This window comes from Paenibacillus sp. YAF4_2 (assembly GCF_052113225.1).
Lineage (GTDB): Bacteria > Bacillota > Bacilli > Paenibacillales > Paenibacillaceae > Pristimantibacillus.
Map to the genome: position 1 here is coordinate 369,122 of NZ_JBFRCT010000002.1, position 24,387 is coordinate 393,508.

The following is a 24,387-nucleotide window of genomic DNA, read 5'->3' on the forward strand; positions in this document are numbered from 1 at the left end:
ATTAGAGGTGAGCAGAGCGGGTAAGTGTAAAAAATCTCCAATCAAAAAGCCAGACTCGAAATAAATCGAGTCTGGCTTAATTCTGTCTCTCCACACGAAGTTGAGGGGCGTATTTTTTGAAAAATGATGGAGGTGTGGAGAGAGAGGGAAAGTAACTCCTGTAGGAGCGGAGCGTCTGCCTTTGGAATCGAGAATGTACCGCTAGGTATAATTCAATCATTCCCGATTCCAACAGCAGCCGAAAGGAAATACTTTCCCGTCCTCGGAACCATCCCATCAGAAACTTTTTCAAATGGACGAGTTTACTTCGTCAACTCCTCCATTTGAGCAATCAAGCTCTCAAACACGCTCATCGCTTGCTCAATTGGCTCTGGCGTAGACATATCGACGCCGGCCTTTTGCAGGATGTTGATCGAGAAGTCGCTGCCACCGCTTTTCAGGAAACCGAGGTAACGGTCTACAGCAGGTGCACCTTCCTCAAGAATTTGCTTCGAGAAGCTTGTTGCTGCAGAGAAGCCCGTTGCATATTTGTACACATAGAAGCTGTTGTAGAAATGCGGGATACGAGCCCACTCCATCTCAATATCTTTGTCTACGACCATGTCTTTGCCGTAATAAAGCACGTTCAGGTCATAGTAGATTTTGCTCAAATCCTGCGGAGTAAGCGATTCGCCTTGCTCGGTTTTCTCATGAATGATTTTCTCGAACTCGGCAAACATCGTTTGACGGAATACCGTTGTGCGGAATTGGTCTGCATAGTATGTCAACAGGTACATTTTTTCCTTCGTATCTGTGGACTTGCCAAGCAGGTAATCCATCAGCAACGCTTCGTTAAGCGTCGAGGCTACTTCCGCCAGGAAGATGGTATATTGCGCGTCGCGGTAGTTCTGATTCGTATCCGAGTAATAGGAATGCAGCGCGTGACCCATTTCATGCGTCAACGTGAACATGCTGTTCAGGTTGTCTTTATGATTCAACAGCACATAAGGATGCGTGCCGAAGGCACCCCAGCTATAAGCTCCGTTACGTTTGCCTTCATTCTCGTAAACGTCGATCCAGCCATTATCAAAGCCATCCTGCAGCACAGTCAGGTAATCCTCACCAAGCGGCTTCAAGCTTTCTTTCACAGTCTTTTTCGCTTCATCATACGAGATTTCCATATCGAATTCGTCAACAAGCGGTGCGAACAGGTCATACATATGAAGTTCGTCAACACCAAGCAGTTTTTTGCGCAGATTCATGTAACGGTACATAAGCGGCAAGTGCTTATGAATCGTATCGATCAGATTCGTATAGACGCTTTCCGGAATGTTATCGCCATACAGCGACATGCCAAGAGCGGAAGGGTATTTACGAGCCCGTGCGTAGAAAATGTTTTTTGTAACGTTTGCATTCAGCGTTGTAGCAATCGTATTTTTCAATTTGCCGTATGTATCGTACATCGTATGGAAGGCATTCGCACGGACTTCGCGGTTTTTGCTCTCCAGGAATTGGATGTAGCGGCCTTGTGTAAGCTCGACTTCTTCGCCGGCTTCGTTTTTCACTTTAGGGAATTTAAGATCTGCATTGTTTAAAATGCTATAGATCGAGCCAGGAGCCGAGCTCACATTACCGACCTGCGCCATAAGCGCTTCTTCGGATTTGGACAACACATGTGCTTTCTGGCGGCGCATTTCCTCCAAAGTATGTTTGAATACTGCAAGATCTTTATTCTCGATCAAAGCATCTAATTCAGAGTCGGACAGAGATAATACTTCTGGAGTAACGTAAGAAAGGGCTTCGCCTGTTTCTACACTAATTTTTTTCGATTTGTCAGACAACGATTGGAAAGTAGGCTCAGCCGTATCTTCGTGATGCTTCATATTGGCATAAACATAAAGACGTTCCACATGCAAAGAGAGTTCATCTTCGAGCTCGAAACAAGCCTTGAGCTGAGCAGGGTCTGAAAGCTTTCCTTCAAAAGCACCGACTTTCTTAATCAATGCTTTCGCCTCGGCATATTCTTTATCCCAGGCAGCTTGATCGGCAAAGAGGTCTTCCAGCTTCCAGCGGCTTTCTACTTCAGTTTCGGAACGCTTAGGTACGTGATTCATCGAACTCCTCCTCGATACGGTAATGGATGATGATTGGTTATGTGATGAATCTTGCTTGCCGGTATCGGCAGAAGCCGAACCGGGAGCAAGGCATAACACTAATAAAACAGGCAGCCATTTCATTCGCAAAAGATCACCTCTAGAACACAGTTTGTCCTAGTATGTCCGGCGATCCTTCCAATCATGTCCTAGGCTCCCAATGTAAGGGTGCTGTAGACAATGAGGAAAAAAGCGAATGCAATTAAAACAATGGAGATGATGGCCATCCATCGGCGCGTAGCTGGCGCCATAGTATCGCGCTTTAAGATAACGAGACCACCCAGCACGAAGGCAGAGATAATAAAAATAACAGTAGCTGAGCTCATTTGTACCTCCTAAAAGAATTGCGGAGCAATTCTGCTTCGTAAGCATTAGCTTAAGAATTGCGGAGCAATTCTGCTTCGTAAGCATAAGCCAAGAATTGCGAAGCAATTCAATTCTTGCTTCGTAATGGTCTATGCAGCACGATGTAACGATATGTTCGCCGCACAGGTTAATATTTCCTGCAACATTACACTTCTTTGAGTGCTTTAATAATATTTTCACGTTCCTCTTCGCGGCCAACGAATTTCTCTGGCTTGAAGCGGTTTTCGGCCCAATGCATCATTTCTGGACGGCTGACGAAGGTATGGCATTCCTCGCCCCATTGATCGGAAATTTCACGGACGATCAAGGTTTTTCCTTGAACCTCCACGGTAAGCATATTGTATTTATCTGTTTTAAAGATTTCATGTTTTTTAAACATAAGTTGTTCCACCTTCCATGCAAATTGATATACTCTTCATCATAGCCAAATTCAAGGGTGGAAATCAATAATAACTAATGGTAGAATTAGGCTATTCTTCCGGTTGGCGGAATTGCAGGGGAGTAAGCTGCTCACCTGACAGAGCTAAGATGAGTCAAGATGAGATGAGACGAGGAGAGTGCAAGGATGAGTAATAACGTGTATGAGCAGGTTGGCGTGGCTATGACATGCCGGGGTTTTGATGAGTATTTGAGAATGTTTGATTTGGCAGAGCAGAGTTTGGCCCAGGGTACAATTCTGGATGTGGCCGGAGGCGGTTCCTCTTTTACAGCGGATGCGGTAAGCAGAGGATTCAATACGACAGCTGTTGATCCAAGGTACATACAGGATACACGGCAATGGATCGAAGAAGCTTCTGCCGAGATAGAATCTTCTACAGTAAAGCTTGATAAGCTGAAGGAGCATTTCGATTGGAGTTATTATGGCAGTCTGGAGCAGCATCGTGCTGGACGTATAAAGTCGCTTGAGCGGTTTAGAGAACATCTCTTGTCGGCAGAGGGACGAGACCGTTATAGGGCAGGCTCATTACCTCACCTCCCCTTCGAGGATGACTCTTTTTCACTTGTATTATGCAGTCATTTCCTGTTCCTATATGCAGAGCAATTTGGATATGAGTTTCACAAGCAGTCCATTCTTGAGTTAATGCGAGTATGCAAGCCTGGGGGAGAAGTTAGGATCTATCCGCTTCATTCCTTAAAATGGGATCCATTCGACCGAATAAATGAACTGCTAGCAGCCATAATAAAGCAGGGCGGCGAGCCAGAATTCTTACCGTCATATCTTCCTTTTATCCCGGGATCCAGTCAGTTGTTACGGATCACCATTTGTTGATTTTTCCAAATTAGGAAGATATAATGGTTTTACTCGTCGTTACAAGCGGCGGTTATTTTAGGAGGTTGTGTTCATTTGAAAGGTACAGTTAAATGGTTTAACGCTGAGAAAGGCTATGGCTTCCTCTCGGTAGAGAATGGCGAAGACGTGTTTGTACATTATTCCGCTATTCAAGGCGACGGCTTCAAGGCACTTGAAGAAGGTCAGTCGGTAGAATTTGATGTTACACAAGGCAATCGCGGTGCACAGGCGTCCAACGTCTTTAAATTATAAGATTAAAGACTTATAAGCACGCAAGAGAGCAAGAGAGATCCTTCTCATTATGAGAGGATCTCTTTTTATTTTCGCTATGAACGATTCCGTCCAAATAAATGCTTGCCTAAGAACAAGATTGCCGATAAGAGAGCTAATGCCGCACCAATCTGATAAAAAGCACTACGTCCATAGTGTTCGAATATAAATCCGCCAACCGTACCGCTGATTAGCCCAGCTAGTCCCGACCATACGACCGCATAAACGGCCTGCCCCGAGGAGCGATATTCGTCAGGGATCAGATTCGACAGGTAACGAAGCGCTGTGGAGAAATATATGCCAAAGCTTACGCTGTGCATCAGCTGCGTGCTTAGAACTGCTACCGGATTATTGAGCTCGGAGGCTAACCAGAAGCGCAGCATATACATAAGGCAGGCAAAGACGAGCAGCGGCAGTTCCTTGAATTTATGCCCGTACTTGCCCATTAGGAACAATACCGGAATTTCACTTACCGCAGAGAACAGCCAGGCTAGACCAACTTGTGAATCCGTAGCACCCATTTGTCGCAGTGCGACAGCCAGGAAGCTTTCATTCATCCGATGACTGATCGATACGAGTAATATAATGAAGAAGAAGAATAAGACCTCGGGTTTGCGAAGCAATTTGAGAAAGCCGGAAAATTCGATTTTTCGTGTGCTTCCGCGGTAATCCTTTAACAAGAAGGATAGTAGGATCGTAATCGTAATCGTGCATAAGCCTATAGGCAGCGTCCATACTGAACCGATCTCCTTCAAGATCAGACCAAACAGATATGCAGATACCGCAAAGCCCAGCGAACCAAAGATACGAATGAGTGCATACGGTGTTTTGATATGCTGGCTGGCAAGTAAGATCAAGCTGTCGCTAAGAGGGTTCATTGGTGTCTGGAAGAAGTAAAATGCTGTCATGACCAGACAGATCAGTCCAAAATGATGAACCGGGAACAGCAATGAGAGCATCGCCAGCTGCCCGAATAACAGCAGAGTTAGCAGTTTCCTGATCGTTTGGAACTTGTCGCTCGCCATACCCATCAGCAGATTAGCGAAGATTGAAATAAATGGACCTGTAGAGTAAATGATGCCGATCTGATGAGCAGAGAATCCTTGATCCATAAAATATAAGGGGATATAGGAAATAAGAAGAGCCTGCGTCGAATACATCGAAAAGCTGAAGGCCCTCAGAGAGAGGGTATCCCGTTTAGCCGATGCAACAGAAGGCGCAGCGTTGTCTGAATGATTCATGAGATTTCCTCCTGAAAAGAATTAACGCGTTCTTATGCGATAATTCTTACTTCGTAAGCATGTACTTTACAAAAACAACATTGTTAAACAGTATAGCATGATGTGCTGGATTATTGCTTGTTGAAATGGTACATTATTGTCTGGAGGTTCACGAATGTTGAAGTATCGGTTCGAGTGGAATGAGCGGCTGCTAATTGCGCTGCCTGTCCTGGAAATTGACTGGGAGCATTACGACTCCGCAGAGCAGATGGACATAGTAGAGCAATGGGAGCTCATTAGGGGAACAATCCCGGATCGGGTTATGGAGTTTGAACGAATCATTAACCACAAGCAAAGTGAATTATATGAGGAAGATGATTTCGAAGAGTCTTGCCGAATTAATGCGGAGATTGCAGAATATGCGAGCCGGATTAACGATTTGCATATCTGGTACCGGACGAATCAGGAGTTAGATTCTCGCCGGCATTCTTAATGCTGTTTATGAAAGGGGTGCCTTATCGACATTGGCTGGCAATCGGGTACCCGAAAACCCTCTCATCCTTATGCATCGTGTCTATAAGTACATATTGCCTGAGGTGAATATCGAGCTGCGCAAGCTGCGTCGAATAGCTGAACAGATTCCGGATCCGGAGCTTCGGACCCAAGCGCTCCAAAGCATGGACAGCAAGAAGTTTCATTGCCAGGGCGGTGCCATCTATGCCGCAATGAATCTGGATCAGCGGTATATTCTTATACCGCTTATTGTAGCGTTGCAGACGATAAGTGATTATCTGGATAATCTATGTGATCGCAGCACCTCGCTGGATCCGGATGATTTCAGGCTGCTGCATCAATCTATGCTGGATGCGATCAATCCAACCGCACCAATGCAGGACTATTATGCTTTACGCACGGAGCGCAATGATGGTGGGTATTTGCATCATTTGGTAAATTTATGTCAACACTGTGTTTCAATGCTTCCTTCCTATTCTATCGCTGAGCCTTATGTTGCTGAGCTGGTTGGACTGTACAGCGATCTTCAGGTTTATAAGCACATCCGGCAAGATTTGCGGGAGGAGCGTCTGCTCACTTGGTGGGACAAGCATGCTAAGCGCTATTCTAATTTGTATTGGAATGAATTTGCGGCCGCGACCGGCTCGACGCTAGGCATGTTTATGCTGTTTACTGCGGCGAGTGAAGAGAATCTATCTCCAGAAGACGCGGAAGCAATTAAAAATATATATTTTCCACATGTGTGCAGCCTGCATATTATGCTCGATTACTTAATCGATCAGGAAGAGGATCTCGCCGGTGGGGACTTGAATTTCTGTCATTACTATGACAATCAGCATCAGTTAGTCGAACGAATTGTGACGATCGTAAATCGGGCCAGAGCAGATGTGAAGAGACTCCCGGCGTCCGGGTTCCATCGGCTTATTATCGAAGGGCTGTTAGCTCTTTATTTATCCGATCCTAAGGTTCGAACACAATCAGATGTGAAGGCAGCATCTCGTAAGCTGATGAAAAAAAGCCCGCTTACCCGCCTGTTTTTTTGGATTAACAGTGTTTGGATTCGAAGACAACAGGTTTAGATAATATTATTGGAGGAATGATTATGTCATCTGTAAAATCAATTGCTGTATTAACTAGTGGAGGCGACTCTCAAGGGATGAACGCGGCCGTTCGTGCCGTAGTCCGGAGCGCTCTGTATAATGGAATTGAAGTATATGGCGTACAACGTGGTTACCAAGGTCTTATTAATGACGACCTGTTCAAAATGGATCTTCGCAGCGTAGGCGATATTATTCAACGTGGCGGTACGATTCTTCAAACAGCCCGTTGCAAAGAGTTTATGACACCAGAAGGCCAACAGCGTGGTGCTGATGTGCTGCGTGCCCGCGGTATTGACGGTCTGGTTGTTATTGGCGGCGATGGTTCTTATCAAGGTGCAAACAAATTGAGCAAGCTTGGTATTAAGACAATGGGTCTTCCAGGTACAATCGATAATGATATTCCGTTTACGGACTTCACGATTGGCTTCGATACAGCAGTCAGCATTGTTGTTGATGCAATCAACAAAATCCGTGACACCATGTCGTCGCATGAACGTTCGTCGGTTGTTGAAGTGATGGGCCGTCATTGCGGCGATATCGCTCTGTATGCCGGTCTTGCAAGTGGTGCGGAGACGATTATTGTTCCTGAAGTGCCGATTGATATGGCAGAAGTGTCTGAACGTATGAAAAGCAACTTCGCAAAAGGCAAGCGTCATAGTATTGTAGTTGTTGCAGAAGGCTCTGGCAAAGGCGAAGATGTTGCTAGAGAAATTACGAAGGGCTGTGGACTTGAGCCTCGCGTAACGGTTCTTGGTCACATTCAGCGTGGCGGCACACCAACGGCGATGGACCGGATTTTGGCAAGCCGTCTTGGTGATTTTGCCGTTCACCAGCTGATGCTCGGCGAATCCGGCAAAGCTTGCGGAATTATCCGCGGCGAGCTTGTTACTACGGATATCGATACGGTTGTTAATACGAAAAAACCGTTTAATATGGAAATGTATAACCTGGCACTTCGTCTTTCCCAATAAGGATGGCGTGACTGCCGGCTGAATACAATAAGTCTTACCGAACTCGCCAGAGCAGCCCTTGCTCTGGCGTCTTTTCGTTTAAATTGGGTTTACAATGACGATGTATTCTTAAGCAACAGAAGAAAGTCATGAGGAGTGGATTCAATACGATGAAGCAAGAAGTAAACAAACATAAGAGCGGAGGCACCTGGCGTCCGTTTGTGAAGATGATGATGGAGACAAAGCCGTCCAAATGGATGCTTGGAATAGCCATTTGCTTAAGCGTCATGTCTACAGTTGTAGGGCTGGCAGTTCCGCTATTCACAAAAAATGTTGTCGACAGTTTTTCGATTACAAATATCAGTACCTCTCAAATTATATTGCTTGCTGGTGCGTTTCTCGGGCAGGCAGCGGCGGCCGGAATTTCAATCTACATGCTGAACCGGATAGGCCAGACGGTTGTCGCAAGTTTGCGTGATCGGTTATGGAAGAAGCTGCTGGTGCTGACCATTCCATATTTCGATAAACATCGTACAGGTGATACAGTAAGCCGGGTTATTAATGATACAGGTATCGTAAAAGGGCTGATCACCGAGCATTTGACAGGCTTTTTCAACGGGCTTATTTCTATTGCAGGTGCGGTAACGATCCTCTTCTTCCTCGATTGGAAGATGACGCTCCTGATGCTTACTGCTGTGCCGGTTGCGATGCTTATCTTCATTCCAGTCGGTAGGAAGATGACGAAGCTTTCAAGAGAGATGCAGGATGAGACAGCCGTCTTCACAACGGTGCTCGATCAAGCGTTATCGGAGATCCGATTAGTAAAGGCATCAAATGCAGAAGACTATGAATACAACAACGGCAAACGTTCCATTGGTAAGCTGCTTCAATTAGGGATTCGTGAAGGTAAGCTTCAAGCGGTTATTTTCCCGATCGTAGGACTGGTTATGATGGGGATGTTAGTGCTAATCATTGCGTACGGCGGCATGCGCGTATCCGCTGGTGAGCTGTCGGCTGGCGATCTAGTTGCATTCATTCTTTATCTGATTCAAATTGTGTTTCCAATTAATCAAATCTCGCAATTTTTCACTCAAATGCAGAAAGCAATCGGTGCGACAGAACGAATCGTTGCTACGCTGCATGCGGACGAGGAATCACTCCATAAAGGTCGTGCTTTGGCAGATGCGAGACAACCAATTGTTGTCAACGACGTAACGTTTGCCTATGGGGATCATGAAGAGGTGCTGCAAAATATTGATTTTACCCTTCAGCCGGGTACAGTTACTGCTATTGTTGGTCCTAGTGGAGGCGGGAAAACAACACTGTTTTCGCTTCTGGAGCGCTTCTACAAGCCTAAACAGGGAAATGTACGGATCGGGCAGGAGGATATTTCAGCCTGTCGCTGCATTCCTGGCGGAGCAAAATCGGTTATGTCTCACAGGAAAGCCCAATTATTGCAGGGACGATTCGGGATAATTTAATATATGGCACTGACAGAGCAGTGACGGATGAAGAAATAAAGCAGGCGTCTAAGATGGCTTATGCCGATGTATTTATAAATGAGCTTGCTGATCGTTACGAGACAGAAGTTGGTGAGCGCGGAATTAAGCTGTCCGGAGGGCAAAGGCAGCGGATTGCGATTGCAAGGGCTATTCTGCGTGATCCGCAAATTCTGATGCTCGATGAAGTGACTTCAAGTCTCGATAGCAAATCGGAGATTGTTGTCCAGCAAGCGCTTGATAACTTGATGGTCGGACGGACAACGTTAGTTATTGCCCATCGGTTATCGACAGTGGTGGATGCGGATCAAATTCTGTTTGTAGAAAAAGGGACCATTACGGGCCGAGGAACACATGAAGAGTTATTACACTCTCATACGCTTTACCGTGAGTTTGCTAATCAACAGCTGCGCTTGGAGCAGGTTAAATAGATGAAAGGGGAGAGCATGGATGGCAACAATTATGGTGGTAGACGATGATGCGCATATCCGCGAGCTGGTTAGTCATTATTTGAAATTGGAAGGGTTTGAGGTGATAGAGGCTTCGGATGGCGAAGAAGCGCTGGCACTCCTTGATTCCGCTAAAGCTGATCTCGTTGTGATGGATGTTATGATGCCCAATATGGACGGTTGGGAATTATGTGCCGAGATTCGTGATCACTATGATCTGCCGCGTCTTATGCTGACAGCTAAAGGAGAAACGGCGCAGAAGCTGAAGGGATTCGAGCTTGGGGCAGATGATTATCTGGTTAAGCCATTTGAGCCTCTTGAATTAATTGCTAGGGTGAAGGCTCTACTTAAGCGTTACCGTATTTCCTCCTCACAATCCGTTCAGGTGGGGGAGTTAACACTTGACAAGAAAACCTATGTGGTGACAACAAATGGCCAGAGCATGACGCTTCCGCTTAAAGAATTCGAACTGCTGTTCAAGCTGGCTAGTTATCCGGGTCAATCCTTTTCTCGCGGCCAATTGATCGAAGAGATATGGGGTTATGACTTCGAAGGGAACGAACGGACGTTGGATGTGCATATCAATCGGCTTCGGGAACGGTTCCCGGAAGAGTTGCACACGTTCCGAATTAAGACAATCCGCGGACTAGGCTATCGGCTGGAGGTGCAAGGTTGAAAGAAAAGCTGAAGCTTCTACTTAAGGTTTTAATCAAGATTGGTCAAGTCAGCCTCATGATGCTGTTTATTACGAGCTGTTGGACTGCTGCTTATTATTTCAGCTACTGGTTATACAACAAAATCGATTGGACTCCTCATCATTATGTTGCGCAACTGCTTAATTTATTGTTTGGATTTTTCTTAATGGGCATTGTGATCCAGATCATTGGCAGGCTGTTTTTCCATAAGAAGCAAAAGGAAGTTTCGGATTCGATGAAAAATGCGCTTAGACGGATTGCCCAAGGGGATTTTAAGGTTCGTCTTGATTTTGGCAGAACGGACCCTAGATACGAGGAACTTCAGACCGAGATTAATATTATGGCTGACGGTCTTGAGAAGCTGGAGGAGCTTCGTCAGGAATTTATATCGGATGTGTCCCATGAGATTCAAACGCCGCTGACCTCGATCAGCGGTTTTGCGCGTGCTCTTCAGAATGAATCGCTGGATAGTGACACCAGAACGAAGTATTTACGTATTATCGAAAGCGAAAGCTCGAGGCTGTCTAAACTGAGCGAAAATTTACTCCGCCTTGCTTCATTGGACTCAGAGAAGCATCCCTTCGAACCAAAGCGTTATCGGCTAGACCGGCAGCTAGGTTCACTCATTCTCTCCTGCGAGCCACAATGGGTGAACAAAACGATTGATCTTGCTGCGGATTTGACTGATGTTTATATTGAAGCAGATGAAGACCTCATGAGCCAGGTCTGGATCAACTTAATAAGTAATAGCATCAAATTTACACCTGAAGGCGGTCAAATTGATATCACGCTAAGCCAGAAGGCTGATCATGTGGAATTCCGGATTAAGGATACAGGCATTGGCATAGCCGAGGACCAGCAAGAACTGATTTTTCAACGATTCTACAAGGCTGACAAGGCACGGAATAGGAAAGCAGGGGGCAACGGGCTAGGACTTTCTTTGGTGAAGAAAATTGTAGAGATGCATCATGGCACAGTGAAAGTCAAAAGTGAGTTTGGACATGGGACTGAATTTATTGTGTCATTGCCTGTCACTTTACCCCATTTGTAAGAACTTTGTAAGAAATGGTTACGAGTTCGTTTAGAATTCGGCGTTATGATAAACGATAGATTCAATAACTTGCTTAGTCAGGGTGAGTATCGTTTGTCCATTCGAGTAAAGTTGTACATGTCGTATTTGGCCATGGTTTTTCTTCCCATGGTGCTTATTGCAGGCTTTATCGTTTTCTTGCTTAATGCAGGGGGGATGCAGGATCTTAGGGATTATTTCCGTGTGGAGAAAGAGGAGAAGACGAACCAGTCCCTTATTTATGGTGAGATGAAATATGTGATCGAGAATGATGCAGATAAGCTTTCGTCTCCCGATTATATCGAGAACCTGCAGAGTAGATTGGCTGAGCAATGGTCAGGTCTCATCATAGCCAAAGATGGTGTCGTCTCTGATGTTCCGGTATTCCTGAAAGAACTGGCTCCGCATGAGGACTGGCAACGTTTATTTAACAGCTCGCCTGAATCGGTATCGTTCAAAGCCTTTAGATTCCTAACGAATGAGATTTCCTTTGTCTATTCTGATGGTCATCAAGGGGAGATGATTCTTCTAAGGCGTAATGATGTTGTACCGCCTCTCTGGCGGCCTGTAGGCGCTTTGATATTTATCGCGTTTGTTGGACTAACGAGTCTGCTTCTGACCTATTTTGTCTCCCGTAGTATTATTCGGCCGATTCATGCGCTGAAGGCTGCTGCGCTGCAGATTAAAGACGGCGATTTATCACAGCAGGTTGTAGTCAAGGGCAAAGGGGAAGTTAGCCAGCTGGCTGCCGCGTTTGAGGCCATGAGGCTGCAACTTAAGAAATCCATAGATCAAAGCTTACAGTATGAGGAGAATCGAAAGCAGCTCTTGTCCCATATCTCGCATGATTTGAAAACGCCAATCTCGGCCATTAAAGGATATGTAGAGGGGATTAGAGACGGCATTGCAAATACCGACGAGAAGCGCGAGAGGTATATGCAGACGATTTACCATAAGGCGACTGACATGGATCAACTGATCGACGAACTGTTTTTATTTTCAAAGCTGGATTTGCATAAGGTTGCCTATGATTTTAAGACGATTGATATTAGCCGGTATTTAGAGCACTTTCTGGAAGAGCAGCGATTTGACATGGAGAAGTCGGGAATATCGCTCCATTATGCTGGCGAGCTTACTGAGGGAATACTTATTGCTGCCGATCCGGACAAGCTTGGCCGTGTTGTAACGAATATTTTGAATAACAGCGAGAAATATATGGGACAACTGCCTGCCGCAGTGGATAAAAGGATCTATGTGTCTGTTGAAGAGCAAGAAAGCCAGGTACTGATCACCATTGAAGATACGGGTCCTGGCATTGATAAGGATGATCTGCCTTATATATTTGATCGATTTTACCGGGCGGAGCAATCCAGAAATTCCGAAACAGGGGGCAGCGGGTTAGGTCTTGCAATCGTCAAACAAATTATTGAAGGGCATGGCGGTACGGTTTGGGCGGAAAATGTAGAGCATGGTGGAGCGAGATTCTGCCTGCTTCTTCCCCTGGCAGTGCCGGTTAGAACGGTGATGGAGCATGAAGAGCATACTAATCATTGAAGATGAGAAGGCGATCGCCGAGCTGGAGCGGGACTACCTGGAGAGTCACGGCTTCTCCGTGGAGATTGAAGGGCGTGGAGATGTTGGGCTGCAGAAGGCAGTTGATGGCTCTTATGATTTAATTATTCTGGATGTCATGCTGCCAAAGCTGGACGGTTTCGAAATTTGCCGGCAGATTAGGCAATCGTACAACATTCCGATTCTGATGGTGACGTCTAAGAAGGAAGATATCGATAAAATCAGAGGACTTGGTCTTGGGGCTGACGATTACATGACGAAGCCATTTAGTCCAAGCGAGCTGGTGGCAAGGGTGAAGGCTCATCTGGCCAGGTATGAACGTTTAACGGCTGATCGAGGAGATAGCCATGAGCAGATTGGCATTCGAGGCTTGCTGATTGATAAAACGTCACGGCGGGTAACGATTCATGACCGGGAAGCGATGCTGACGTCCAAGGAATATGATCTGCTTCTATTGCTCGCCGCGCATCCAAATCGGGTGTTTGAGAAAGAAGAGTTGTTTGAACGGATTTGGGGTCTTGATTCGAATGGCGACGCAGCTACAGTTACGGTTCATATTCGGAGGCTGCGTGAAAAAATTGAACATGATCCGTCGAACCCGCAATATATCGAGACGATATGGGGCGTCGGATATCGGTTCAAAGTATAGATATTAGAGAAGGAGTGGGAAAAGTTTGAAGAGCATCATCAAGTTCTCATTGAACAACAAATTTGCTTTGTGGATTATGACAATTATCGTTCTGTTCGCAGGAATGTATTCCGGGCTGAACATGAAGATGGAGACACTTCCAGACATTACGGTTCCGATCGTTAGTGTGACGACCGTTCTTCCAGGTGCAGCGCCAGAAGAAGTGATGGAGAAAGTAACGAAACCAATCGAGCAGCGGACACGGAATATGGAAGGTGTCGACACAGTCAGCTCGACTTCATACGAGAACGCATCATCGGTTATTATCCAATATAAATTTGGAACCGATATGGATAAAGCAGAAAGCGATGTTAAGAGTCTGCTCGCTGATCTGTCTCTGCCAGAAGGGACACAAGATCCAGATGTATCCCGTATCAGTCTGAATGCATTCCCAGTTATTTCACTCAGTGTTGCTAATGACTCGCAAAGCCTGGATCAATTGACGGATCTGGTTAACAGCAGCATTCTTCCGGAACTGCAAGGTATTGCCGGAGTAGCTGATGTACAAATTTCCGGTCAGAACGTGATGCAAGGCCAGATCGAATTTGATCAAGCGAAGCTTGCTCAGCATGGCCTTACAGAAGATATGGTTAAAGGTATCATTCAAGCCTCAGCAATGAAAGCTCCACTTGGTATTTTCGAATTTGGCGATTCTGAGAAAACTGTCGTTGTAGATGGTAACGTATCGACAGAAGAAGATTTGAACAATCTGATCCTGATGCCATCCGTTAAGTTAAGCGATGTGGCTAAAGTATCCGTAGAAGGTAAAGCAGAATCCGTCTCCCGTACGAATGGTAAAGATTCGATCGGTATCAACATCGTTAAAGCGGCTGACGCAAATACTGTAGACGTGGTTAACAAGGTGAAGGACGCCATCAAGGTAATGGGAGAGGATAACGATGGCCTTACTATCGTAACTACTCTTGACCAAGGTGCTCCAATTGAGAAATCGGTTGAAACGATGATCACTAAAGCGGTTATTGGTGCTTTGTTCGCCGTACTTATTATCATGATCTTCCTGCGTGATATCCGCTCCACGATTATTGCCGTCGTATCGATCCCGTTGTCGATTCTGATTGCACTGCTTATTCTTAGTCAGATGGATATTACACTAAACATTATGACGCTTGGTGCGATGACTATTGCGATAGGACGGGTAATCGATGACTCGATTGTTGTAATCGAGAACGTATACCGCCGTATGGCGCTAAAAGGCGAGAAGCTGAAGGGCAAAGAACTTATCCTCGATGCAACACGTGAAATGTTTGTTCCGATCATGTCCTCGACGATCGTAACGATTGCCGTATTCCTGCCGCTGTCGTTCGTATCGGGTATGGTAGGCGAAATCTTTACACCGTTTGCTTTGACAGTTGTATTCGCTTTGCTGGCATCCTTGCTGGTTGCCATTACTGTGGTACCGATGCTTGCTCATATGATGTTCCGTAACGGTATCAAACCAGGCAAAGCTGTAGATCACGACAAACATGGCCGTATGGCAACTTGGTACAAAGGCGTTCTGACCTGGTCACTGAACCATAAAGTCATTACATCCGTAATTGCCATTCTATTGCTTGTAGGCAGTATCTCGCTTACTCCACTGATTGGCATGAGCTTCTTGCCGGGCGATGAGCAGAAGTCGATGATTGTGACTTATAACCCAGCTCCGGGTGAAACAAAGGAGCAGGTCGAAGAGATGGCGCTTACGGCTGAGAATGAATTGATGAAGCGCGATGGAATCACGATCGTACAGTATGCGGTAGGTGGAGCAAATCCCTTCAATCCTGCTGCATCCAAACAAGCTCTTTTCAACTTGACTTATGATGAAAATATGAAAAACTTCGCCGATGAGAAAGAACAAATCGTTCCGCTGCTACAGAAGCTGGGCGGTAAAGGCGAATGGAAAGAACAAAACTTTGGTGCAAGCGGCGGCGTGGGTGGTTCAACCATTTCGATGGTCGTTTACGGTCCTGATATGGACTCCTTGGACCCTGTAGTTAATGAACTGATGACGAAACTGAAGGCGAATACAGATCTGGAGAAAGTGGATTCCAGCCTGGCTGCACGTTATGATCAATACCGTCTTGTAGCCGATCGTACGAAGCTGAGCCAATATGGTCTAACAGCAGGTCAAGTAGCGATGGCGCTTAGCCCGGTTAGAGATAACCCAGTTCTGACCACTATCAAGAAAGACAATGAAGATGTGAATGTGTACGTGAAAGTAGATACGAAGATGTATAAAGATAAATCTGATCTGGAAAATGTAACAATTAAGTCGCCAGTTACAGGCGCTGAAGTTGCCTTGAAGGATGTTGTAACGATTGAAGAAGGCAAGTCGCCAAATACGATTACTCGCCTTGACGACCGCATTAATGCTGAAGTAACAGCTGATGTAGTCTCGTCGAATGTAGCTGCCGTATCGAGTGACCTGCAAAAAACGATTGATGAAATGAAACTGCCGGCTGGTGTAGATATCAAAATCGGCGGCGTAACAGAGGATATGAAAGAATCGTTTATGCAGCTTGGTCTTGCTATGCTTGCTGCAATCGCTGTAGTATACCTCGTTCTTGTTATTACATTTGGTGGTGCACTTACACCATTTGCAATCCTGTTCTCACTGCCATTTACCGTTATCGGGGCATTGGTTGGCTTGTATATTGCGGGAGAAACGATCAGTGTTACCGCAATGATTGGTATGCTGATGCTGATTGGTATCGTCGTGACGAATGCGATTGTACTCGTCGACCGTGTTATTCATAAACAAAAAGAAGGCTTGTCGGTTCGCGAAGCCTTGCTTGAAGCGGCTGGCACGCGTCTGCGTCCAATACTGATGACAGCAATTGCTACAGTAGGCGCACTCTTGCCGCTGGCACTTGGTTTCGAATCAGGCGGCCTAATCTCCAAAGGTATGGCGATCACTGTTATCGGCGGCTTGATCAGCTCAACGCTGCTCACGCTGATCTTTGTACCGATGGTGTATGAAGTGTTTAACCGTAAGAAAAAAGCAAAAGCTATTGCTGAGTAATTAGTTGGGGATTTGTTCATAAAATAATAAAACGGCTTCTTCGGTTATGCGAAGAAGCCGTTTTTACTGTTCTAGCGGAACAGATAATCCCTTAATATTGCACACCTTCTGAATAGTGGTTGCCTGCATTCCATAATAGGTACTCATCAACGCCAGCATCATGCAGTGCTTTTATCTGTGCTTCTACTTCTGTCTTGCCATACTTAATGAAATGACCTTTGCCCAGCCAGCTGGCGGTGAAATCCTGAATCCATGGACGGATAATTGGTTTCTTATCGCCAATGGGTTCAAGTTTCTTATGAGTATCCTTCATCGCCCCAGCAATGGTTGCGTAAGGGCTCTTATCCGGATCCTGCTGATCAAACCAGCCCGTGCTGTAATGGCTTGGATAGATCATAGGGGAGATGACATGAACATCGCTTGAGATCTTGACGAAGTCTTGTCCGATTCCTTCAGCAGCGGGTACTGATGCAGCATAACCAAATATATCGACGGAGACGCGGACGCCTAACGGCTCAAGCTGCTCTCTTGCGTACTGGACGAAGCCTGCCACTGCATCAACGCGACTTTGATCCGTTTTCGTATAGGTAAGGGAATCTGCTTTCTTCTCGAAACCTTCCGGGAATCGCACATAATCAAATTGAATTTCCTTAAAGCCTAGGCTTACAGCTTCTTTGGCAATATCCACATTGTATTTCCATACCTCCGGCATATAAGGATTCACGAAGATGTCTCCATTGCCATTGGCCCAAAGAGAACCATCCTGGTGGAGGTATGAGAATTCCGGATGCTTCTTGGCAAGCACAGTATCCTTGAAGACGACGATCCGTGCAATCGGATAGACCTTATGCGCTTCAAGCTTTGACATCAAGGCATGAATATCGGAAATATATTTCTGCGTGGTGCCGAGTTTCAGAAGCTCAGGTGTCTTTGTCGGATAAGTTATGTATCCGTTATCATCTTTAATGTCAATAACCATACTGTTAAGTGCTGTATCGTCCATCAGATTCAAGAGCGTGTTCAGACGCGCTCCACCGGCGCTGTGCGCGGTGACATAGACGCCTTTAACGCCAGGAGCATCGGGTTGTGGATCGGCCTTTACGCTGTCTCCCACCGCCTCTGGTGTTGCATTGCTGTTCATGGCAGGCACGGCATCAATGATCGTTTGACCGGCAGCAGCGTTAAACAGTGATGCAGCAAGCTGCTTGGAGGCGACATTTTCTTCACCAGTCCCAGTAACAAGTTGATACAAAAGCATCAGTGTAGAAAAGATTACGTCCATATTATGCCCTCTCCCCGCTAGCGATTCTTTCCAAATTATAATTCAGAAGAAGGTTTCGTGGCATTATTTTTTTTCAAGAGGGGCTAATCTAAGCATGCAATTATTACATGTTTGAACAAACATATTTGAATAAACAAAAAGCCTGCTGGACTTTCGTCCAGGCAGGCTCATACGATTCTTTTTATTCCCGATTTGTCATTGCAGTAAAGCTTCTATTTGATGCTCGCAAATGCTGTGATGTACAATTTCCCTTGCATCTTCGGGTTCCAGAACAGCTAATCCATCTCGCAGCACGATATTAATGGCAAGTTCGCGCTTTGTGAGGAAAGAACTTAGCTCCGGCACCAGCTTTTCCACAATCTGTGACAATGTGACTGTTTCCATATCCACCTGAGCATCACCCTTTCATCATAGGTTCAGGGCAAATCATATGGCAAGAAAACAAAAGTAACGGGATAACCACATTATAACAGGATGAATTGTAAAAACATAGGGATATGTATATGATTCCATGTTTGTCTATTATTCTTGGGCTAATCCTTTGAGCGGTGGAAGTCGCCTATTACACCTACTGTTTCCACGATATTGACGAAAGCCCGGGCATCGATTGATGCAATTGTTTTACGTAATTCGGCAAGTTCGTAACGCGTACGGACCGTCATCAGCATATCCTTTTCAGCTGAGGTATAAGCGCCTCTTGTTTTAATAATCGTGATACCTCGAGGGTGACTAAGCAGCTTCGCCAGCATTTCGTCTGTTTTGGTTGTAATGATAAAAGCAGTTACTTTAATATGGCGGACATGAATGATATCGACGACTTTACCGGCTGTATATATAGATAAAAGGGAATAAAGCGCCAAATTCCAATCCTGCGTAAAGAGGACAAGAGCAGCGATTACCAGCCCATTTAAAGTAAAAATAATAGAACCTACTGGTAAATCGCGCTTTCGAGTGATAATTGATGCTATAATATCAAAGCCACCTGAGGAGCCGCCGTAACGAAGCATCATGCCGGTGCCGATGCCCAGAATGATTCCGCCAAATACGGAACCAAGAACTGCATCCTTGGCGATTGCCGTTACGGGAATGAGTTGGAGAAATAAAGTGGATGCTAGAACGGTGTACATGCTCCAAATAATAAACCGGCGTCCAACGATAAACCATCCCCAACAAAGGACGGGAACATTAAGAACTAAATACAGCCAGCCGATGTTTCCGCCGGTCATATAGCCGATCATCATCGCGACACCCGACAAGCCGCCGCTTAACAATTGATGGGGAATGAGAAATAGATTAAACGCTCCCGCAATAAGAAGAGCGCCTATGGTCATAACGGATGCTGTAACAGCAGTATGAAAAGTCCACTTGTTCATTTTAGTTAGCTCCATTGATGATTTCTCGCTGTTTTTTCAGCGGATGTTAATCTATGGTAGTATGGCTTTTTGCCCATTGCTGGTATTCGTAAGTTGATATGTGCTATAATGGTTTGGATATTTTTTAGTAGGCTGCAGATAAAAGGAGTATGAGAAAAGTTTGAAAACATTTGCTGAATTTGGCCTGGAACCTAAAGTGTTGCAGGCAATTACGGAGCTTGGATTTGAGGAATCTACCCCAATCCAAGACAAGTCGATCCCCATTGCTATGAGTGGGAGCGATATGATTGGTCAAGCACAGACTGGTACAGGCAAAACGGCTGCATTCGGAATTCCGTTGATTAACAAAATTCCGACTAGCGAAGAACGCATCGTTGCATTGATTATGACGCCGACCCGTGAGCTTGCTATCCAAGTAGCAGAAGAGATCGGGAAGCTGACTAAATACAAAGGTCTTCGTTCACTGCCGATCTATGGCGGACAAGAAATCGGTCGCCAGATTCGCGCTCTGAAAAAGAAGCCGCAAATTATTATCGGTACACCGGGGCGTTTGCTCGACCATATTAACCGCAAAACCATTAAGCTTGAAGATGTACGGACCGTTGTTCTTGACGAAGCGGATGAAATGCTGGATATGGGCTTCATGGAAGATATCCAAGCGATCCTGAAGCAAGTACCGGACGAGCGCCAAACTTTGCTGTTCTCGGCTACAATGCCTGTGAACATCCAGAAGCTGGCACAACAGTTCCTGAAAAACCCGGAGCATGTAGCGGTTATTTCAAAACAAGTTACAGCTCCACTTATCGCGCAAAACTATATCGAAGTGCATGAGCGTCAAAAGTTTGAAGCTTTGTGCCGCCTGCTCGATATGGAATCGCCTGAGCTCGCTATTATTTTCGGTCGTACGAAACGTCGTGTTGATGAGCTGAGTGAAGGTCTGCAAAAACGCGGATACTCTGCTGACGGTCTGCATGGTGACTTGTCGCAGAACCAACGTGACAACGTTATGCGTAAATTCCGTGATGGCAGCATCGATGTCCTTGTAGCAACAGACGTTGCAGCACGTGGCCTTGACGTTTCCGGCGTAACACATGTAATCAACTTCGACCTGCCGCAAGATCCGGAGAGCTATGTTCACCGTATCGGTCGTACAGGCCGCGCAGGTAAAGAAGGTTCGGCTTACTCGTTCGTTACACCTCGTGAAGCAGATCACCTGCACTTCATCGAGAAAGTAACACGTCAAAAGATCAACAAGAAGCCATTGCCTAGCCTTGCTGAAGCAATCGAAGGCAAACAACGCCTTACAGCTGAACGTGTACTTGAGATTGTTCAGAACGATGAGTTCACTGAATATAAAGGCATCGCAATTCAATTGCTGGAACAATATGATTCCGTACATTTGATGGCAGCAGCTCTCAAATTGCTCACTGGCGAGAAGAAAGACGTTAGCGTTGAACTTACGCCGGAAGAACCGCTTCGCGCGAAGAAACGCAAGCCGGACATCCGTTCGAATGGACGCCGTTACTCTGGTAGTTCATTTGGCGGCGGCAACCGTGGCGGCGGAAGCAGCAACGGCGGCAGCGGTGGCAGCGGTGGCGGTGGTGGTTATCGTGGACGCGATGACAAACGCAGCGGCAGCTCCCGTGGCTACGAAGGCCGTAACAACCGTGACAATAATAACAACGGTGGCGGCGGCAGCCGTGGTCGCAGCAGCAGCAGCGAAGGTCGCAGCAGTGGTGAAGGCCGCAGCAGCGAGCCGCGTCGTCCGAAATATTCGTCTGAAGACTTCGTAAACAACTAAGTTATCTAGATCAGGGGGAGTCCGTGATGCCTAGCGGGCATCCGGGCTTTCCCTTTTTTATTACATTGAACTTAATCTATGAGGGTAGGGGCGAATCAAATGGAACCAAAAGGCCTTGTTGGCGGGTTGTATCGGATTTCCGAATGGATCATGCGACTAGCGGTCATTAATATCTTGTGGCTGGTATGTTCGATTCCGTTTGTATTTATTGCATGGAGTGGACTTTTGGCTGCCCCGGCAGATATATCTGATTCAGCGGTTACGAGTCAAGTGTATGCCACGTTAATCATGATGGCAGTTATCGCTCCTTTTACTCTTTTCCCGGCAACGGGTGCAATGTTCACTATTGCGCGCAAATGGGTAATGGGTGAAGTAGATGTACCGATGTTTAAAACTTTCTTCCGCGGATACAAAGAGAATTATTTGCAAAGTATGATCGGTGGCATTTTCTACTCGCTGATTTTGGGCATTATGATCATTGATTTTGTTGTTTATCAAGATCAATTCAATTTGTTCTCGTACTTATACCTGGCGATTTGTTTATTGCTTGTCGTATCCTTATTTAACTTCTTCTCGATGCTTGTGCACTATCATATGAAAACGTTTCAATTGTTGAAAAATGCAATCCTAATTACAATTGGACGTCCGATTCGCTCGTTCTCTACGGCGATTATGGCCGCTGCAGTGATGTACTTCAGCACGCAGTATACTTTCCTGATTCCGTTCTTCATGGGCAGTGTGATCGCTTATCTTTCGTTCTGGAACTTCCATCTCATTTACCGTAAGCTTCAAGATCAGATGGAGAAGGAAAAACAAAAAGAAGCAGAAGCACAAGAAAATGAATTTGCTGATCTAACGGATTCGGAGAGAGACCGGAACCATTAAATAGCAGTGAGCGCAAGTTTACTTTTGCCGGATTTACGTCTATAATAGCAATACATCCTGCGATGTTCGTTTCGGCTTTACGTTGTTTTGAACCAATGGCTGTTTCTAGGGAGACCAACATTGGAACGCGGCTGACAAGCCCTCGAAAAAGGGATTTCAAAAACGTTTCTGCGGACACCCACCTGCGAGAGCGGGTTCAGAAACATGTGAGTCGGACGGCATTCGCGGGTTTTTTTCTTGCTCTTATAGAGACCGGCAGTTTCTTGGTCATCCAGCTGTGATGATCGGGGAGCTGCTTTTGTATGTAAGAATATGTTCTACGGTCTTTTTCTAAGGATATAAACATGCTACAATATTTGTTGACGTACATAGATGCTAGAGGGGGAGATCATCGTTGTTGAAGCGGACCCTAATCGGGCTGTTGCGCAGTTTCGAAGCGACGGGCGATAAAGCTAAGGACCCACTGCTCAAATCTCATATCTACAAGCTCTCGAAGGAGAAGGCGTGGGAAGAAGTTACATCCACCCTTAAGAAGATGCAAGGCTATAAGCTGCTCCACGAAGTGAAGTCGGTCGGAGAGATTGTTCTGGAGAAGCGGACGATGACTGGACGTACAATGGATATTACGGTCACTGTCATTAGCGTTAATCCTGTCACTTCGGCAGTTGATATTTATTCCGCTTCCAAAGGATCGCTTGGTGATCTTGGCTCCAACTACCGCGTTATTCTTGATATTTATCGGATATTGGACAAGAAGCTTGCAGCTTTCAAAGCATAACTCAGTAATCACTTAAACATGAAAAAAGCGAGGAAGGTAAGCCCTTCACTCGCTTCAAAAATTCTAATTGGCGATAAAACCAACCTCTAAGCGCGGTCGTACATCTTCGAACGGCCCCGATAGAGGTTTTCTCATGCGTAAAGAGGTTTAGACGAGCGCTTTAACGGCGTTAATCGCTTGCTCGTAATTTGGATGTTCTGTCATTTCGGACAGATATTCAACGTATTGTACTTTATCATTCGCGTCGATGACGAAGATAGCACGCATATCAAGGCCGAATTCCTTTATGTAAACGCCATATGCCTGACCGAAGTCATGCGATTTGAAGTCAGACAGCATAACCACTTTATCTACGCCTGCAGCACCACACCAGCGGGATTGAGCGAATGGTGTATCAACACTTACTGTCAACACGACAACATTGTCACCCAGCGAAGAAGCTTCTTCGTTGAAACGGCGAGTTTGCGCGTCGCAAACACCTGTATCAATGGAAGGGACAACGCTGATCAGTTTTACTTTACCTGCGAAATCTTTCAAGGAGACGGAGTCAACAAGCGATTTGTTGATTGTGAAATCAGGAGCTTGGTCTCCAACTTTGACTTCCGGACCGATTAATGTAATAGGATTGCCTTTGAATGCGGCAACGCCAGTGCGTTCTTGTGACATATTGATAATGTCCTCCTTCTATAGTTAAGGTTTGTAACAGGTTTAATTATAAGCTTTATGAATCGGCATTGTCCAATGGTTGGAAGGGGGAGATTCGTAATGATTTTTTTAAGATATGAAAGCTTTCGCGGATACTTGCGTGCCTACCCGGTTACTTCCGTTATTATCGCGCTTAATCTTATTTATTTCATTGTGATCGCCTTTACGGGGGATACCAATAGTACTGAGCATTTAATTGATTATGGTGCTTTCACCAGCTATGCGCCGGGAGATCCACTTGGGACTAATGAGCCATGGCGATATGTCACTTCCATATTCATGCATGCCGGCTTTCAGCATTTGCTGTTTAATATGTTCTCGGTGCTTGTGTTTGCACCTCCGCTGGAGAGATTATTGAAATCATTCAAATATGCTGTGTTTTATCTCTTATGCGGAATACTGGGCAATGCCCTCAGTGCCGTTGTATCCAGCTTTACAGAAGATAAATGGGCCGTACATGTGGCAGTAGGTGCCTCAGGCGCCATATACGGCGTTTATGGTGCTTTCCTGTTTATCTCATTATTCCGTAAGGCATGGCTGGATGAGGCTTCAAGAAAAACGGTATATATGATATTAGGATTTGGGGTCGTCTACTCCATTGTAATCCCATCGATTGATTTGTGGGGGCACGTAGGTGGCGGGCTTGCAGGATTTTTGTTATATGGGTTATTAGATCGCGCTATGTCTAAGAAGCGGCGCCGATATTAGAATCAGCATGGTCGGGAGA

22 protein-coding genes, 1 other RNA gene and 1 pseudogene are annotated in these 24,387 nt (G+C 45.7%); 16 read left to right on the top strand and 8 right to left on the bottom strand.

From position 1 onward, the window contains the following. Positions 1-302 precede the first annotated feature (302 nt). The 3 genes from pepF to AB4Y93_RS05700 form a co-directional block, all read right to left on the bottom strand. A complete protein-coding gene (pepF, locus tag AB4Y93_RS05690) occupies positions 303-2,093 on the bottom strand; it encodes an oligoendopeptidase F (RefSeq protein ID WP_441889851.1) in 1,791 nt (596 codons plus the stop codon). Positions 2,094-2,281: 188 nt separating this feature from the next. Then, positions 2,282-2,458 (bottom strand): hypothetical protein, encoded by a 177-nt coding sequence (locus AB4Y93_RS05695; RefSeq protein ID WP_441889853.1) that lies wholly within the window; start codon positions 2,456-2,458, stop codon positions 2,282-2,284. 185 nt (positions 2,459-2,643) lie between these two features. Next, positions 2,644-2,877: a hypothetical protein gene (locus AB4Y93_RS05700; protein ID WP_167280030.1), complete on the bottom strand. Its 234-nt coding sequence runs from the start codon at positions 2,875-2,877 to the stop codon at positions 2,644-2,646. A 186-nt stretch (positions 2,878-3,063) separates the two neighbouring features. Between AB4Y93_RS05700 and AB4Y93_RS05705 the strand changes: the two genes are divergently transcribed. Beyond that, positions 3,064-3,768 (top strand): class I SAM-dependent methyltransferase, encoded by a 705-nt coding sequence (locus AB4Y93_RS05705; protein ID WP_441889855.1) that lies wholly within the window; start codon positions 3,064-3,066, stop codon positions 3,766-3,768. Between the two features lie 75 nt (positions 3,769-3,843). Continuing rightward, positions 3,844-4,041: a cold-shock protein gene (locus AB4Y93_RS05710; RefSeq protein ID WP_441889857.1), complete on the top strand. Its 198-nt coding sequence runs from the start codon at positions 3,844-3,846 to the stop codon at positions 4,039-4,041. A 74-nt stretch (positions 4,042-4,115) separates the two neighbouring features. On the opposite strand, the gene AB4Y93_RS05715 is transcribed toward AB4Y93_RS05710, so the two are convergent. After that, positions 4,116-5,300, bottom strand: coding sequence for an MFS transporter (locus tag AB4Y93_RS05715; protein WP_441889859.1), 1,185 nt, complete (start codon positions 5,298-5,300; stop codon positions 4,116-4,118). 154 nt (positions 5,301-5,454) lie between these two features. On the opposite strand from AB4Y93_RS05715, the gene AB4Y93_RS05720 reads away from it, so the two are divergent. From AB4Y93_RS05720 to AB4Y93_RS05760, 9 genes and pseudogenes are all read left to right on the top strand, one after another. Continuing rightward, positions 5,455-5,772, top strand: a complete 318-nt coding sequence (locus tag AB4Y93_RS05720) for a hypothetical protein (RefSeq protein ID WP_441889861.1) — start codon at positions 5,455-5,457, stop codon at positions 5,770-5,772. A gap of 70 nt (positions 5,773-5,842) precedes the next feature. After that, positions 5,843-6,871 carry a tetraprenyl-beta-curcumene synthase family protein gene (locus tag AB4Y93_RS05725; RefSeq protein WP_441890514.1) on the top strand — a complete coding sequence of 343 codons (1,029 nt, stop codon included), beginning with the start codon at positions 5,843-5,845 and terminating at the stop codon, positions 6,869-6,871. A gap of 23 nt (positions 6,872-6,894) precedes the next feature. Then, positions 6,895-7,863, top strand: a complete 969-nt coding sequence (gene pfkA / locus AB4Y93_RS05730) for a 6-phosphofructokinase (RefSeq protein ID WP_441889863.1) — start codon at positions 6,895-6,897, stop codon at positions 7,861-7,863. Positions 7,864-8,012: 149 nt separating this feature from the next. After that, positions 8,013-9,772 (top strand): annotated as a pseudogene (locus tag AB4Y93_RS05735) (ABC transporter ATP-binding protein). Between the two features lie 19 nt (positions 9,773-9,791). Beyond that, the gene (locus tag AB4Y93_RS05740; RefSeq protein ID WP_441889865.1) at positions 9,792-10,466 is read left to right on the top strand and encodes a response regulator transcription factor; all 675 of its coding nucleotides are present in this window, start codon (positions 9,792-9,794) and stop codon (positions 10,464-10,466) included. Continuing rightward, on the top strand, positions 10,463-11,536 hold the full coding sequence (locus AB4Y93_RS05745; RefSeq protein WP_441889867.1) for a HAMP domain-containing sensor histidine kinase: 1,074 nt from the start codon (positions 10,463-10,465) through the stop codon (positions 11,534-11,536). Before AB4Y93_RS05740 ends, AB4Y93_RS05745 begins: the two co-directional genes overlap by 4 nt. A gap of 93 nt (positions 11,537-11,629) precedes the next feature. Next, positions 11,630-13,108, top strand: coding sequence for a sensor histidine kinase (locus AB4Y93_RS05750; protein ID WP_441889869.1), 1,479 nt, complete (start codon positions 11,630-11,632; stop codon positions 13,106-13,108). Continuing rightward, a complete protein-coding gene (locus AB4Y93_RS05755) occupies positions 13,086-13,775 on the top strand; it encodes a response regulator transcription factor (protein WP_441889871.1) in 690 nt (229 codons plus the stop codon). The genes AB4Y93_RS05750 and AB4Y93_RS05755 overlap by 23 nt, the downstream gene beginning before the upstream one ends. Before the next feature lie 25 nt (positions 13,776-13,800). Then, positions 13,801-16,836: an efflux RND transporter permease subunit gene (locus tag AB4Y93_RS05760; protein WP_441889873.1), complete on the top strand. Its 3,036-nt coding sequence runs from the start codon at positions 13,801-13,803 to the stop codon at positions 16,834-16,836. Between the two features lie 91 nt (positions 16,837-16,927). Here AB4Y93_RS05760 and AB4Y93_RS05765 read toward each other — a convergent pair whose 3' ends face one another. From AB4Y93_RS05765 to AB4Y93_RS05775, 3 genes are all read right to left on the bottom strand, one after another. Then, a complete protein-coding gene (locus AB4Y93_RS05765) occupies positions 16,928-18,118 on the bottom strand; it encodes a putative glycoside hydrolase (RefSeq protein WP_441889875.1) in 1,191 nt (396 codons plus the stop codon). Between the two features lie 195 nt (positions 18,119-18,313). After that, complete coding sequence (locus AB4Y93_RS05770; protein ID WP_091189279.1) at positions 18,314-18,502, bottom strand: hypothetical protein; 189 nt, start codon at positions 18,500-18,502, stop codon at positions 18,314-18,316. 149 nt (positions 18,503-18,651) lie between these two features. Next, positions 18,652-19,491 carry a YitT family protein gene (locus AB4Y93_RS05775; RefSeq protein ID WP_441889877.1) on the bottom strand — a complete coding sequence of 280 codons (840 nt, stop codon included), beginning with the start codon at positions 19,489-19,491 and terminating at the stop codon, positions 18,652-18,654. A gap of 160 nt (positions 19,492-19,651) precedes the next feature. On the opposite strand from AB4Y93_RS05775, the gene AB4Y93_RS05780 reads away from it, so the two are divergent. The 4 genes from AB4Y93_RS05780 to AB4Y93_RS05795 all read left to right on the top strand — a co-directional run bounded on the left by AB4Y93_RS05780 (position 19,652) and on the right by AB4Y93_RS05795 (position 22,955). Further along, positions 19,652-21,292: a DEAD/DEAH box helicase gene (locus AB4Y93_RS05780; RefSeq protein WP_441889879.1), complete on the top strand. Its 1,641-nt coding sequence runs from the start codon at positions 19,652-19,654 to the stop codon at positions 21,290-21,292. 99 nt (positions 21,293-21,391) lie between these two features. Continuing rightward, complete coding sequence (locus AB4Y93_RS05785; protein ID WP_441889881.1) at positions 21,392-22,177, top strand: YesL family protein; 786 nt, start codon at positions 21,392-21,394, stop codon at positions 22,175-22,177. Between the two features lie 51 nt (positions 22,178-22,228). Further along, positions 22,229-22,412: non-coding RNA, 6S RNA (ssrS, locus tag AB4Y93_RS05790), on the top strand. A 159-nt stretch (positions 22,413-22,571) separates the two neighbouring features. Further along, on the top strand, positions 22,572-22,955 hold the full coding sequence (locus AB4Y93_RS05795) for a DUF1499 domain-containing protein (RefSeq protein WP_441889883.1): 384 nt from the start codon (positions 22,572-22,574) through the stop codon (positions 22,953-22,955). 147 nt (positions 22,956-23,102) lie between these two features. On the opposite strand, the gene tpx is transcribed toward AB4Y93_RS05795, so the two are convergent. Next, on the bottom strand, positions 23,103-23,621 hold the full coding sequence (gene tpx, locus AB4Y93_RS05800) for a thiol peroxidase (protein ID WP_441889885.1): 519 nt from the start codon (positions 23,619-23,621) through the stop codon (positions 23,103-23,105). A gap of 99 nt (positions 23,622-23,720) precedes the next feature. Here tpx and AB4Y93_RS05805 point away from each other — a divergent pair, with 99 nt between their 5' ends. Beyond that, positions 23,721-24,368: a rhomboid family intramembrane serine protease gene (locus tag AB4Y93_RS05805; RefSeq protein WP_441889887.1), complete on the top strand. Its 648-nt coding sequence runs from the start codon at positions 23,721-23,723 to the stop codon at positions 24,366-24,368. Positions 24,369-24,387: the final 19 nt, after the last annotated feature.